13 protein-coding genes and 1 tRNA gene are annotated in these 12,376 nt (G+C 74.7%); 10 read left to right on the top strand and 4 right to left on the bottom strand.

Annotated elements, in window-relative coordinates; translation table 11 throughout:
• Positions 1-372 precede the first annotated feature (372 nt).
• From IE170_RS03630 to IE170_RS03595, 8 genes are all read left to right on the top strand, one after another.
• Positions 373-918: a tRNA adenosine deaminase-associated protein gene (locus IE170_RS03630; protein WP_189807923.1), complete on the top strand. Its 546-nt coding sequence runs from the start codon at positions 373-375 to the stop codon at positions 916-918.
• Between the two features lie 80 nt (positions 919-998).
• Positions 999-1,427 carry a tRNA adenosine(34) deaminase TadA gene (gene tadA, locus IE170_RS03625; RefSeq protein ID WP_189807922.1) on the top strand — a complete coding sequence of 143 codons (429 nt, stop codon included), beginning with the start codon at positions 999-1,001 and terminating at the stop codon, positions 1,425-1,427.
• A gap of 70 nt (positions 1,428-1,497) precedes the next feature.
• Positions 1,498-1,582, top strand: a tRNA-Ser gene (locus IE170_RS03620).
• A gap of 253 nt (positions 1,583-1,835) precedes the next feature.
• Positions 1,836-2,120 carry a hypothetical protein gene (locus IE170_RS03615; RefSeq protein WP_189807839.1) on the top strand — a complete coding sequence of 95 codons (285 nt, stop codon included), beginning with the start codon at positions 1,836-1,838 and terminating at the stop codon, positions 2,118-2,120.
• 260 nt (positions 2,121-2,380) lie between these two features.
• On the top strand, positions 2,381-2,542 hold the full coding sequence (locus IE170_RS03610) for a hypothetical protein (RefSeq protein WP_185902808.1): 162 nt from the start codon (positions 2,381-2,383) through the stop codon (positions 2,540-2,542).
• A 236-nt stretch (positions 2,543-2,778) separates the two neighbouring features.
• Positions 2,779-3,630 (top strand): RNA polymerase sigma factor SigF, encoded by an 852-nt coding sequence (locus tag IE170_RS03605; protein WP_189807838.1) that lies wholly within the window; start codon positions 2,779-2,781, stop codon positions 3,628-3,630.
• Positions 3,631-3,850: 220 nt separating this feature from the next.
• Positions 3,851-4,699 (top strand): RNA polymerase sigma factor SigF, encoded by an 849-nt coding sequence (locus tag IE170_RS03600; RefSeq protein WP_189807837.1) that lies wholly within the window; start codon positions 3,851-3,853, stop codon positions 4,697-4,699.
• A gap of 111 nt (positions 4,700-4,810) precedes the next feature.
• Positions 4,811-5,659: a hypothetical protein gene (locus IE170_RS03595; RefSeq protein WP_229884579.1), complete on the top strand. Its 849-nt coding sequence runs from the start codon at positions 4,811-4,813 to the stop codon at positions 5,657-5,659.
• Positions 5,660-5,699: 40 nt separating this feature from the next.
• Here IE170_RS03595 and IE170_RS03590 read toward each other — a convergent pair whose 3' ends face one another.
• Complete coding sequence (locus IE170_RS03590) at positions 5,700-5,903, bottom strand: hypothetical protein (protein WP_189807931.1); 204 nt, start codon at positions 5,901-5,903, stop codon at positions 5,700-5,702.
• 122 nt (positions 5,904-6,025) lie between these two features.
• On the opposite strand from IE170_RS03590, the gene IE170_RS03585 reads away from it, so the two are divergent.
• Positions 6,026-6,481, top strand: a complete 456-nt coding sequence (locus tag IE170_RS03585; protein WP_189807836.1) for a MarR family winged helix-turn-helix transcriptional regulator — start codon at positions 6,026-6,028, stop codon at positions 6,479-6,481.
• Between the two features lie 104 nt (positions 6,482-6,585).
• Positions 6,586-8,124: an MDR family MFS transporter gene (locus IE170_RS03580; protein ID WP_469810020.1), complete on the top strand. Its 1,539-nt coding sequence runs from the start codon at positions 6,586-6,588 to the stop codon at positions 8,122-8,124.
• Between the two features lie 35 nt (positions 8,125-8,159).
• On the opposite strand, the gene IE170_RS03575 is transcribed toward IE170_RS03580, so the two are convergent.
• The 3 genes from IE170_RS03575 to IE170_RS03565 form a co-directional block, all read right to left on the bottom strand.
• Positions 8,160-8,597 (bottom strand): hypothetical protein, encoded by a 438-nt coding sequence (locus tag IE170_RS03575; RefSeq protein ID WP_229884578.1) that lies wholly within the window; start codon positions 8,595-8,597, stop codon positions 8,160-8,162.
• Positions 8,598-8,909: 312 nt separating this feature from the next.
• Positions 8,910-11,099, bottom strand: coding sequence for a glycosyltransferase family 39 protein (locus tag IE170_RS03570; RefSeq protein WP_189807833.1), 2,190 nt, complete (start codon positions 11,097-11,099; stop codon positions 8,910-8,912).
• Positions 11,096-12,364 (bottom strand): bifunctional glycosyltransferase family 2/GtrA family protein, encoded by a 1,269-nt coding sequence (locus IE170_RS03565; RefSeq protein ID WP_189807832.1) that lies wholly within the window; start codon positions 12,362-12,364, stop codon positions 11,096-11,098. The genes IE170_RS03570 and IE170_RS03565 overlap by 4 nt, the downstream gene beginning before the upstream one ends.
• Positions 12,365-12,376 lie beyond the last annotated feature (12 nt).

Genomic DNA, 12,376 nt, shown 5'->3' with positions numbered 1-12,376 from the left:
GGTGACGCCTGCGGCGTGAGGGACCCCTGTGACGCCCGTGGCCACCGGGCGGATTCCGGCGCGCCCGCAGGTCCGCGGCCCGGCCACGCGCGCGGGCGACCGCCGGTCGGCCGTACGCCGCGCCCCGCCGGGGTGCCCCCGCCCGGCGCCGGCCGCCCGGCCCCGCCGTGGCCGACGGGCCGCCTTGCGCCCGCCGCCGCGGGCGGCACGGCACGACGCAAGCGCGGAAGACCTCTCGCAAAGCCGCTGTTTCTGCCACGATGCCGATTGGGCGGGGCACGAAACGGCGAGCAGCACGGCCGTTCCAACCCTCCCCACCTCCGGCCGGGGGGACCTCCAACCGGCACGCCTATGACCAGTGGGAGAGTCACGGTGTACTTCGCCGCACTGCTCGCGCGCACCGAAGACGGGTGGGAAGCGAGCGACATGGAACTCGACGACGTCGAGTCCCTCAGTGATCTGATCGATCTCGCCCGTGCCGCCGCTGTCGACGACGACACGGTGGTCGCCCTCATCGAGCAGGAGGACGCCTGGTTCGGCGTCGTCCGCGTGGACGGCGAGGAGGACCCGCGGTACTTCGTCTCGAACGCCGCCGCGGCCTCCCGCAGCTCCTACGGCTCGATGCTGACCGACGAGCTGCTGGGCAGCGACGAGGAGGACGACGAACTCGACGAACTGGACCTGGACGGCACCGAGGACGGCGAGGAGGAGGCGATCACCGCGTACGGCGGATCGGACGACGGGGACGACGGCGCCGGCTCCGGCGCGGAACCGGTTCCGGCCGGCCCGCTCGGCGACCCCCGCCTGCTGGACGACCTCGGGGTGACCCACAAGCAGCTGATGACCCTCGACGGGGACGCCCTCTCGGAGATCGCCGAGTCCCTCGGCGCGACCGAGGTGCTGGAGGCTGTCCGCTAGTGATCACCGAGCACCACCCCCCGCAGCCCTCCGGGCCCGGGCCCGCCCCCGATCCCGTACGGGACCCGTGGCGGGACCCCATGCGCCTGGCGCTGCGGGAAGCCGCACGGGCGGTGCCGGCCGGCGACGTGCCGGTCGGCGCCGTCGTGCTCGGCCCGGACGGGGAGCTGCTCGCCTCCGGGCACAACGAACGGGAGGCCGCCGGCGACCCGACGGCGCACGCCGAGGTGCTGGCGCTGCGCCGGGCGGCCGCCCGGCTCGGGGAATGGCGGCTTGCCGGGTGCACGCTGGTGGTGACCCTGGAGCCGTGCGTGATGTGCGCGGGCGCGCTCGTCCAGGCGCGGGTGGCCCGGGTCGTGTACGGCGCGGCGGACGAGAAGGCGGGCGCCGCGGGTTCCCTGTGGGACCTCGTACGGGACCGTCGGCTCAACCACCGCCCCGAAGTGGTCCGCGGGGTGCTCGCGGAGGAGTGCGCGCAGCAGCTGACGGACTTCTTCCGGGAGCTGTGAGCCCGGGCGGCGGGGCCCGCCCGGGAGGCGGATTTCGGAACTGGGCCGACCTTGGGCTAGGATCTCTCTCGGTAGCGTGTCCGAGTGGCCGAAGGAGCTCGCCTCGAAAGCGAGTATGGGGCAACCCATCGGGGGTTCAAATCCCTCCGCTACCGCTCCGATCGAGAGCCTCGTCCCGCAAGGGCCGGGGCTCTCGGCGGTTTCCGGGGTGCGGAGCGCCTCGTACCGGAGGCCTGGCGGCGGCGTGGTGGCGGAGGCCCCCGCAGCGGAGCGCTTCGTCGCGGAGGCTTCGTACGGCAGCGCCTCGTACCGGGTTCGCGGCCCCGGGCCCGTACTCCGCACCGGTGAGCCCGGGATGCCCGCGGCGCCCGCCGCGTGACCGCACCGCCCGCCGGGCGTTGTCACGGCATGACCAAGACCCAGCGCATGCTCGCCGCCGTCGCCCTCGCGGGGGCCGCCGCGGGGCTCGCCGCACCCGCCGCCTCCGCAGCGCCCGTGGCGCCCCTCACCCTTCCGGACCTGCCGCGCCCCGCGGGGATGCCGGAGGGGGCCGTACCGGGCTCCGTCCAGGAGATCGGCGGGCAGCTGAACGCGCTCAACCAGCTGAACCAGCTGGCGGAGCTCCCGAACCACCTGGAGCCGGTCGTCGCACCCGCCGCCCCGGTCCTGGGGCTGCTCGGCGCCATCCAGTAGCGCACGGCGGGGCCGCGGGCCGGGACCCTGCCGGGGGAGGTGCGGTCCCGGCCCGCGGCGGACCCCGTCGGGCCGGGTCCACCGGCTCCCTGCCGCAACCGGCGGACCCGCCTCCATCCTGCGGGCCCGCACACGGCGCACGGCGCGGCAAAGGGCCCGCGGGGCAGGGCCGTTGGTCCCGAAGGCCGGGCCGGCGCGCGGGACCGACCGGATAGACTCACCCGACCTGGCAGGACCGGTTGGGGAGGCCGACACCGCTGATGGAGACCAAGAAGATGATCACGGGAGGGCTCGTCGTCTTCGCGCTCTTCGTGATCATCACGCAGCCGGTCAAGGCCGCCGACATCGTGAAGATCGGCTTCCAGGGCATCTCGGACGCCGCCCACGGCATCGGCGCGTTCATGACCGAACTGGTGACCTGAAACCCGTAAGCCGAGGCGGCCCTCCGGGCCGAACGGCCCCCCACTCCTACGGGTGGGGGTTTTTGCGTTCCCCACCCTCGTGGCACTCCACCAAGAACGCCCCATTATGCCCAACTTGCCCTCAACACGGCGATATACGGTGCTTGCATACAGTGCACATGTGTTGTGATGCTATGACCGCTTTTGACGGATAGTTGATGTGGTTGATCTGGTTGATCCGAAGGGGTGGCGTGACCGTGCCGGCCAGTACTGCGCCTCAGGTGCCACCCCAGCAGGACCCGCAGCACGGCCAGGAGGAGGCCCCGCCGCCCCCCAGGCCGCAGAGCCGGGGCGCGGACACCCGGGCGCTCACCCAGGTCCTCTTCGGGCAGCTGAAGGACCTCCAGCCGGGCACCCGCGAGCACGAGCGGATCCGCGGCGCACTGATCGAGGCCAACCTGCCGCTGGTGCGGTACGCGGCCGCCCGCTTCCGCAGCCGCAACGAGCCGATGGAGGACGTGGTGCAGGTCGGCACCATCGGCCTGATCAACGCCATCGACCGCTTCGACCCGGACCGCGGGGTGCAGTTCCCGACCTTCGCCATGCCGACCGTGGTCGGCGAGATCAAACGATACTTCCGCGACAACGTCCGCACCGTGCACGTGCCGCGCAGGCTCCACGAGCTGTGGGTCCAGGTCAACGCCGCCACCGAGGACCTCACCACCCTCCACGGCCGCACCCCCACCACCCCCGAGATCGCGGAACGGCTGCGGATCAGCGAGGACGAGGTGCTCTCCTGCATCGAGGCCGGGCGCAGCTACCACGCCACCTCGCTGGAGGCCGCCCAGGAGGGCGACGGCCTGCCGGGCCTGCTCGACCGGCTCGGGTACGAGGACCCCGAGCTCGCCGGCGTCGAACACCGCGACCTCGTCCGGCACCTGCTCGTGCAGCTGCCCGAGCGCGAGCAGCGGATCCTGCTGCTGCGCTACTACAACAACCTGACGCAGTCGCAGATCAGCGCGGAGCTCGGCGTCTCCCAGATGCACGTCTCGCGCCTGCTCGCCCGGAGCTTCGCTCGACTCCGATCCGCAAACAGGATCGAGGCGTAACCGGATCGGGTGGAGATCCGCCGAGCGTTTCCCGACAGAACCGGCGCAATCCGCTCTATCGCTGGAGATATATGTCGACATGGCGCTACAGCGCGTTGCCGACATGTGACATTCTGCTTGAACCGCGTTTGCCGCAGCCCCGGCTCCGGTATTCAGGTTGAGGCTGCGTTCCTCCGACGGGCGCGCCGTACGCGACCGTCCGCGACCTCAAGGGGGTGGCATGTCCGAAGACCAGGGCAGCTCCAAGGTGCTCACGCTCGTCAAGAGCGATGCGCCGACAGCACCCGCGGTGTCCCACCGCTCGGAAGCCATCGACACCCGCACCCTCTCCCGCTCCCTCTTCCAGCGACTCGCCGCCCTGGACCCGGACAGCCCCGAACGGGCCTACGTGCGCGACACCCTCATCGAGCTGAACCTCCCGCTCGTGCGGTACGCCGCCGCCCGCTTCCGCAGCCGCAACGAGCCGATGGAGGACATCGTCCAGGTCGGCACCATCGGCCTGATCAAGGCGATCGACCGGTTCGACTGCGAACGGGGCGTCGAGTTCCCGACGTTCGCGATGCCCACCGTCGTGGGCGAGATCAAACGGTTCTTCAGGGACACCTCCTGGTCCGTGCGGGTCCCGCGGCGCCTCCAGGAGCTGCGCCTGGCCCTCACCAAGGCGAGCGACGAGCTCGCCCAGCGGCTCGACCGCTCCCCGACCGTGCCCGAACTCGCCGCCGTGCTCGGCGTGTCCGAGGAGGACGTCGTCGACGGGCTGGCCGTCGGCAACGCGTACACCGCCTCCTCGCTCGACTCGCCCTCCCCGGAGGACGAGGGCGGCGACGGCTCCCTCGCCGACCGGCTGGGCTACGAGGACACCGCGCTCGAAGGGGTCGAGTACCGCGAGTCCCTCAAGCCCCTGCTGGCCAAACTGCCGCCCCGCGAGCGACAGATCATCATGCTGCGCTTCTTCGCCAACATGACGCAGTCGCAGATCGGCGAGGAGGTCGGCATCTCCCAGATGCACGTCTCCCGGCTGCTGACGCGCACGCTCGCGCAGCTCCGCGTCGGGCTGATCGGGGACTGACGCTCCGCACGCGTGCGGCCGCCCGGTCCGGGCTCCTCCCGGATCCGGCGGCCGCACGCGCATGCGCCGGCGGGGTTTACATGTGACGGTACGTCAGCCACACTGCGGCGCGTGCCCGACGGATGCCCCAGGCCCGGAGCCGCCCGCGCCCGCCGCCGCGCCCGCACCTCCGGCCGCGCGCCGGGCGTCCGGGCCGCCGCGCTGCTCGCCCTGTGGGCGGCCGCGGCCTGCCTGGCCGGCTGTGCCGGCACCCCGACCGGCGGCTATACGGCCTCCGGAGCCGCGGCACCCGGGCCGGAGCGGCGCGCCGGCGACAACGTCGCCCCGCGGGGGCCGGTGGAGTACCGGCGGCTCGGCGATCCGCCCGCGGCGGACGGGCCCGCGCCCTCGGCCGCGGCCGGTACGGGGGCCGGGGCTCCGGGCAGCCCGAGCGCCGGCGGCCCCGGGGGCGGCGTACCGGGTGGGGGCGGCGGCGTACCCGCGGGGCTCGGCGGCGTACCCGGCGTGGGTGGCGGGGGCTCCGTACCGCCCAGGGGGCACGACGGCCAGGCTCCACCCGCTCCGGGGCCCTCGGGGCCCGCGCCCGGGATCCCGCCGGGCAGTCCGCCGGCCCCGGCCCCGGGTACCCCGCCGCCCCCGGCGTCCCCGCCCGCGCCCGCGTACGTCACTGTGGGCAGCCCCGCCCGCGCGCCGGCGGCGGACCGCTGGTGCGAGCAGGTGACCGTCCGCATCGCCAACACGGGCGGCACGGCGGTCCGTTCGGGGACGATCACCTTCGAGACGCACGTCATCGGCGCCCTCGGCATCGACTGGGCCACGGTCAGGACGAGCCGCCCCCTGCCCGCCCCGCTGGCCGGCGGGACGGCGCGGACGCAGACGTACACGGTCTGCCTGGACGCCTGGCGGGTCCCCCTCGGCATGCACGTGGAGATCCGGCGGGCCACCGCCGCCTGGAGCTGAGCCGCCCTTGTCCGCTTGCCGAGCGGGTGTCGGCGTACCGTCAGCGCAGGACGATCCAGAGCGCCGCGGCGAGGACCGCGGCGAACCCGGCGGCGAGTGCGGCGAGGTTCCCCCCGCCCTCGGCCGGGCGTTCCGCGGCGCGCCGGCCGCTGGCGCCCTCCTCGACGAAGGCGCGGAACATCTGGGTGTCGGCCGCCGGGTCCTGCGGAGCTTCGGCGGCCGGTGAGTCGTGGTGCGAAGACATGGCGCGGACCCTAGCGGCTTTGGGGATTCCTTTACCGCCGGATGGCCCGAATTCATTTGCCTGTAGCAACCAACCGCTTCTATGGTTGCCCGGAGCAACGACATTCGGAGGAGGAGGGCCAGATGCCGACGCAGACCGCCCCGGCGGCCCGCTACGAGGAACTGGCCCGGCAGCTCGCCGGCATCGGCGCGGTCAAACGGGACCTCGCCCGACTCCTCCCGCCGGACTGCCCTCCGGGCTCCGCGGCCGTCCTGACGATCCTCGACCGCCACGGCGAGATGCGCCTCAGCCGCCTCACCGACCTCATGGGCATCGACATCTCGGTGACCAGCCGCCACGTCGCCCACGTCGCCGACCGCGGTTGGATCGCCCGGGACGCCGACCCCGGAGACGGCCGCTGCCGCATCCTGCGGCTCACCCCCGCCGGCGCCGCCCTCCTGGCCGAGATCGGCGCCCGGTACACCGGCGCGCTGGCCGGAGCCCTGGCCGACTGGTCCGCCCACGACGTCGACGCCCTGTGCTCGCTGCTGGCCCGGCTCCGGACGAGCGTCCGAACGGGCTTCCGGCCGAGCCCCTAGACGAAGGAACCCGCATGACCACGACCTCACCCGCACGGGTGAAGGGAGGCGGCCCGCCGCAGGCCCCGTCCGACCAGGCGCCCGCCGACGCCGCGCCCGCGCCGATGACCCACCCGCAGATCATGAAGGCGCTCTCCGGGCTGATGCTCGGCATGTTCGTGGCGATCCTCTCCTCGACGATCGTCTCCAACGCCCTCCCCCAGATCATCGGCGAGCTCGGCGGCACCCAGTCCTCCTACACCTGGGTCGTCACCGCCGCCCTGCTGTCGATGACCGCCGCGACCCCCCTGTGGGGCAAGCTCGCCGACCTGTTCAGCAAGAAGCTGCTGGTGCAGCTGGCCCTCGTCGTCTACGTGCTCGGCTCGGTCGTCGCCGGGCTGTCCCAGAACACCGGCATGCTCATCGCCTGCCGCGTCGTCCAGGGCATCGGCGTCGGCGGCCTGTCCGCCCTCGCGCAGATCGTGATGGCCGCCATGATCTCCCCGCGCGAGCGCGGCCGGTACAGCGGCTACCTCGGCGCCGTCTTCGCCGTCGCCACCGTCGGCGGGCCGCTGCTCGGCGGGGTCATCACCGACACCGACTGGCTGGGCTGGCGCTGGTGCTTCTACGTCGGCGTCCCCTTCGCCGTCATCGCGCTCGTCGTCCTGCAGAAGACGCTCCGGCTGCCCGTCGTGCGCCGCGCCGACGCCAAGGTCGACTGGCTCGGTGCGCTCCTCGTCAGCGGGGCCGTCTCGCTGCTGCTCATCTGGGTCACCCAGGCCGGCGACTCCTACGGCTGGATCTCCTGGACCACCCTGGCCATGACCGGCGGCGCCGTCGTCCTCGGCCTGCTCTTCGTCCTCGCCGAGAGCCGCGCCGCAGACCCGGTCATCCCGCTGCGGCTCTTCCGGAACAAGACCATCGCCCTCGCCTCGGCCGCCTCCCTGTTCGTCGGCACCGCGATGTTCTCCGGCACGGTCTTCTTCAGTCAGTTCTTCCAGCTGGCCCGCGGCGAGTCCCCCACCATGTCCGGCATCCTGACCATCCCGATGATCGGCGGGCTGTTCGTCTCCTCCACCGTGTCCGGCCAGGTCATCACCAGGACCGGCCGGTGGAAGGGGTGGATCGTCTCCGGCGGCGTGCTCCTGACCGCGGGCCTCGGGCTCCTCGGCACCCTGCGCCACGACACGCCGTACTGGCACATCGCCGTCTTCATGGCGCTCACCGGGCTCGGCCTCGGCATGATGATGCAGAACCTCGTCCTCGCCACCCAGAACCAGGTCGCGCCCGGCGACCTCGGCGCAGCCAGCTCCGTCGTCACCTTCTTCCGCTCCCTCGGCGGCGCCGTCGGCGTCTCGGCGCTCGGCGCGCTCATGGCCCACCGGGTCAGCCACTACGTCGAGGAGGGGCTGGCCGCCCTCGGCCCGAAGGCGGCCGCGATGGGCCACGGCGGCACCGCCGGCGGGGGCATCCCCGACCTCGACACCCTGCCCGCGCCGCTGCGCGCGGTCATCGAGTCCGCGTACGGGCACGGCGTCGGCGACGTGTTCCTGTACGCCGCCCCCTCGGCCCTCCTCGCGCTGCTCCTGGCGGTGTTCATCAAGGAGGTCGCGCTGAAGTCCGCTCCGGCGGAGCACGGTTCGGCGTCCTCCGCGCAGGATTAGGGGGCGGCGGAGGCGGCGCCACGGCTAGGCCGCGGCTACCGGGCGGCGGGGCCGGGCCCCTGCCGCGCCCGGGATGCCTCGGCCGTCGCCGAGATGCCCGCGATCAGCACGTCGCGGGCCTGGCGTCGGGACCGGCCGGCAGGGCCTCCGCAGCCGTGCAGGAACTGCCGCACGGCCACGTGGGCGCCCGCCCGGCCGGCGTCTTCCGGTCCGGCGGAGCCCGGCAGCCGGTGCAGGGCTGCGTCGAAGGCACGGGCATGCGGGCCGGGGTGCGGGCACGCGGCCGCAAGCGGGGCCGCCCACGGATGGTCGGCCGGCATCCCGTGGTGGCCGCGGGCCGTCATCCGCAGCCCGTCCGGCCGGCCCGCACGGCCGGCGGGGTCCTCGGGAGGCAGCGGAAGCTCGCCCCGCGCCCGGTTCGGGGTCAGTTCGAGCAGCTCGTGCTTGGTGTCGACGTACCGGTACAGGGACATCGCTGTGACGCCGGGCCCGGCCGCGAGCGGCCTCATCGAGAACCCGGCCGGCCCCGCCGCGGCCGGCAGCCGGACGGCGGCCGCCGTGACCCGCTCCCGGCCCCACGGCTGACGCGCCCTCGCCGCGGCGCCGCGGCGAGGGCACGGCGGGCCTGCCGGCAAGCCACACGCTGGTCCGGTCGCCGTCTTTTGCGGATTCGGCCGCGGTCGCCACGACCACCTCCTCACGGCAGCGGGCCCTGCCCTGCCCTGCCCGCCGAGCCCGGCCGCCGTCGCGGTGCCAGGGGGTGCCCCGGGGCGGCCCCGGCGACATCAGGACGCGCCGGAGGCAGCGCCCAGAGGATCGGTCAGGTCGTGGAAGACCGCTCCGCCGACCGTCTTCGCAGTGAAGTTGGCCTCCACCCACTCCGTGATCGCGCTGCTGGTGGCGCCGCCCGGGCCGCCGCCGCGCCGCATCCCCGCGCCTTCACCGGCGGCGGGAGCTGCGCCGCCCCCGATGAAGTAGTGGATCCTGCCGGACCGCACGTACTCCCGGAACTGCTCCAAGGTGGGTGAGGGGTCGCTGCCGTTGAAGCCGCCGACCGGCATCACCGCCTCCCCGGAGGCCAGTTGGTAGCCCGCCGCGTTCTGGGCTCCCACGACGGCGGCCGCCCACGTGTACGCGTCCGCGCCTGCGCGCAGGGCCGCCACGGCCTCCCCGCTCGGCTTCGTCCCGTTCAGCAGGCCGCCCGGGCCGCCGGCTCCGCCGCCCCGCGGTCCGCCGGTGCCGCTCGCGGGGCCTCCGGGACCCGCGGGCGCGCCGTCCTGGCCGCCGGGGAGCATCCGGCCGTTGGCCGGCCGTCCGTCCCGTCCCGGCAGGCCGCCCGGCCTCTCCTGCACCGGGGCGCCCTGCGGACCCGCGCCCGGCGGGAGGCCGGCGCCCTCGAAGACCCTCCGGCCCCCGGGGCCCGCACCGGCCACCACGGGGCCGGCCGTCGGGATCGAGCCGGTGTGCGGGGACGCCACCGTGGCCAGGCAGTACGCAAAGGGCCCGGCCAGCGCCGCGACCAGCCCCAGCGCCGCCGCGCCCTGCGTGAACCGGCGGCCCGGCCGCGCCCCCGCGAGCAGCCCCGCGGCCGCCGCCAGACCGGCGGCGAGGACGGTCCAGCGCAGCCACGGCAGGAAGTCCGGGGAACGCCCGAGCAGCACCCACGACCACCAGGCGGTCAGGGCGAGTGTGCCGGACAGGGCGGCTGCTGCCGCCGTACTGCCCCGCTCCTCCCACAGCAGGGCGACGCCCATGCCGACCAGCGCGGCCGTGAACGGGGCCAGGGCCACCGTGTAGTACTCGTGGAAGATGCCCTGCATGTAGCTGAAGACGGCCGCGGTGAGCAGCAGCGGGCCGCCCCAGGCCAGGAAGGCGGCGCGCGCCGCGGACTCCACGGAGGCCACCGGGCGGCCCGCCCGCCAGGTGATCACCAGCCCGGCGGCGAGCATGGCCAGGGCCGCCGGGAGCAGCCAGGAGGCCTGCCCGCCCACATTGGCCGAGAACAGCCGGTCGATGCCGGTCTCCCCCCAGCCGCCACCACCGCCGGGCCGACCGCCGCCGCCCACGCTGCCGGTCTCGTTGCCGTTGATCCGGCCGAGGCCGTTGTAGCCGAAGGTCAGCTCCAGGAAGGAGTTGGTCTGCGAGCCTCCGATGTACGGGCGCGAGGAGGCGGGCCACAGCTCGACGACCGCCACCCACCAGCCGCCGGCCGCCGCCATGGCCGCCCCGGCCGCGAGCAGCTGCCCGAGCCTGCGGCGCAGCCGGGTCGGTGCGCAGACGGCGTACAGGAGGGCCAGCGGCGGAAGGATCACGAACGCCTGGAGGGTCTTGGTCAGGAAGGCGAGGCCGACCACCGCCCCGGCGGCCACCAGCCAGCCCGTGCGGGCGCCGTCGAGGGCCCGCAGCACGCAGTAGACGGTGGCCGTCAGCAGCAGCGCCAGCAGCGCGTCGGGGTTGTTGAAGCGGAACATCAGGGCGGCGACCGGGGTGAGCGCAAAGACGGTGCCGCTGAGCAGGGCGGCTGCCGGGCCGAAGTGGCGGCGGACCGCCGCGTACAGCACGGCGGTCGTGGCGACGCCCATCAGGGCCTGCGGCACGAGGAGCTGCCAGCTTCCGAGCCCGAAGAGCCGGACGGAGAGGGCCATCGGCCACAGCGCGGCCGGCGGCTTGTCCACGGTGATGGAGTTGCCGGCGTCCGAGGAGCCGAAGAAGAAGGCCTTCCAGCTCTCGCTGCCGGCCTGGGCGGCCGCCGAGTAGAAGGAGTTGGCGTAGCCGGAGGCGCCCAGGTTCCACAGCAGCAGTGCGGCGGTCGCCGCGAGCAGGGCCGCCAGGGCGGGAAGCTCCCAGCGGGGGCGGGGGACGGCCGGGGCGGCGGCCCCGCGCTCGGCCGCGGCCCGGCCCGAGGCGGCAGCCCGGCCCGAGGCGGCGGCCCGGTCGGTTCGCGCGGCGTCCAGGGGGGGTACGGCCGAGGTCATCGCAGGTGGTCCTTTGCAGCAGGGGTGCACCGGTCGGGAAAGACCCAGGCGCGGAGGAGCAGGAACCGCAGCACGGTCGCGGCGAGGTTCGCCGTGACCAGCACGGCCAGTTCGGTGCCGTGCCCGGGGCGGGCGGTGGCGGCGCCGAGCGCGGCGAGCGAGCCGCTGGTCAGGGCCAGGCCGACGCCGAACACGACGAGTCCCTGCGCCTGGTGGCGCACGGCCCGCTCGCGGCCGCGCACCCCGAAGGTGAGCCGCCGGTTGGCGGCGGTGTTGGCGACCGCGGACAGCAGCAGCGCGGCCGCGTTCGCCGTCTGCGGCTCGGCGCCGGACCGGAAGAGGGAGTAGAGGGCGAGGTAGCAGAGGGTGGACAGGGCGCCGACGGTGCAGAAGCCGAGGAGCTGCCGGGCCAGCCCGCTCGGCACTCCGGGGAGGGCGCTGCGGTCGCGGGGGTCGTCGCCGAAGGGGCGGGCCAGCCGGTCCAGCGGCAGGGCGCCCGTGGCGAGAGCGCGGCCCACCCGCCACACGCCCTTCAGGTCCTCGACGGCGGTCCGGGCGATGCGGACGCTGGAGTGCGGGTCGTCCACCCAGTCGACCGGCACCTCGTGGATCCGCAGCCCGGCCCGTTCGGCGAGCACCAGCAGCTCCGTGTCGAAGAACCAGCCGGAGTCCTCCACCAGCGGCAGCAGCCGCTCGGCGACGTCGCGCCGGATGGCCTTGAACCCGCACTGGGCGTCGCTGAAGCGGGCCGCCAGGGAGGAGCGCAGCAGCAGGTTGTACGCGCGGGACACGAACTCGCGCTTCGCTCCGCGGACCACGCGGGAGGAGCGGGCCAGCCGGGTGCCGATGGCGAGGTCGGAGTGGCCGGAGACGAGCGGGGCGACCAGCGGCAGCAGCGCGTTGAGGTCGGTCGAGAGGTCGACGTCCATGTAGGCCAGGACGGGTGCGTCGGAGCGGGCCCAGACGGTGCGCAGGGCGCGCCCCCGGCCCTTCTCCTCCAACCGGACGCTGCGGACGCCGTCGAGGCGGGCGGCGAGGTCGGCTGCTATCCGGGGGGTGGCGTCGGTGCTGGCGTTGTCGGCGATCGTGATGCGGAAGGCGTACGGGAACGTGCGGCCGAGGTGGTCGTGGAGCCTGCGCACACACGGGCCCAGGTCCGTCTCCTCGTTGAAGACCGGGACCACCACGTCGAGGACGGGCTCGCCCGGCACGGGCGCCAGAGGCGTCCGTGCCGGGAGGGTGCCGGCGGGAGTGTCGGTTGGCATGCCCGGAGCCTG

The organism is Streptomyces toxytricini (assembly GCF_014649915.1).
GTDB lineage: Bacteria > Actinomycetota > Actinomycetes > Streptomycetales > Streptomycetaceae > Streptomyces > Streptomyces toxytricini.
The sequence above is the reverse complement of the archived record's forward strand: the minus strand, read 5'-3'. Positions and strand labels throughout refer to the sequence as shown.

What these genes read in the sequence shown, in the direction of transcription:
- tadA (WP_189807922.1), top strand. Translation starts at nt 999, where the DNA reads ATGCGCCTGGCGCTGCGGGAAGCCGCACGGGCGGTGCCGGCCGGCGAC.
- IE170_RS03615 (WP_189807839.1), top strand. Translation starts at nt 1,836, where the DNA reads ATGACCAAGACCCAGCGCATGCTCGCCGCCGTCGCCCTCGCGGGGGCC.
- IE170_RS03610 (WP_185902808.1), top strand. Translation starts at nt 2,381, where the DNA reads ATGGAGACCAAGAAGATGATCACGGGAGGGCTCGTCGTCTTCGCGCTC.
- IE170_RS03600 (WP_189807837.1), top strand. Translation starts at nt 3,851, where the DNA reads ATGTCCGAAGACCAGGGCAGCTCCAAGGTGCTCACGCTCGTCAAGAGC.
- IE170_RS03590 (WP_189807931.1), bottom strand. Translation starts at nt 5,903, where the DNA reads ATGTCTTCGCACCACGACTCACCGGCCGCCGAAGCTCCGCAGGACCCG.
- IE170_RS03585 (WP_189807836.1), top strand. Translation starts at nt 6,026, where the DNA reads ATGCCGACGCAGACCGCCCCGGCGGCCCGCTACGAGGAACTGGCCCGG.
- IE170_RS03580 (WP_469810020.1), top strand. Translation starts at nt 6,586, where the DNA reads ATGACCCACCCGCAGATCATGAAGGCGCTCTCCGGGCTGATGCTCGGC.
- IE170_RS03575 (WP_229884578.1), bottom strand. Translation starts at nt 8,597, where the DNA reads ATGTCCCTGTACCGGTACGTCGACACCAAGCACGAGCTGCTCGAACTG.
- IE170_RS03570 (WP_189807833.1), bottom strand. Translation starts at nt 11,099, where the DNA reads ATGACCTCGGCCGTACCCCCCCTGGACGCCGCGCGAACCGACCGGGCC.
- IE170_RS03565 (WP_189807832.1), bottom strand. Translation starts at nt 12,364, where the DNA reads ATGCCAACCGACACTCCCGCCGGCACCCTCCCGGCACGGACGCCTCTG.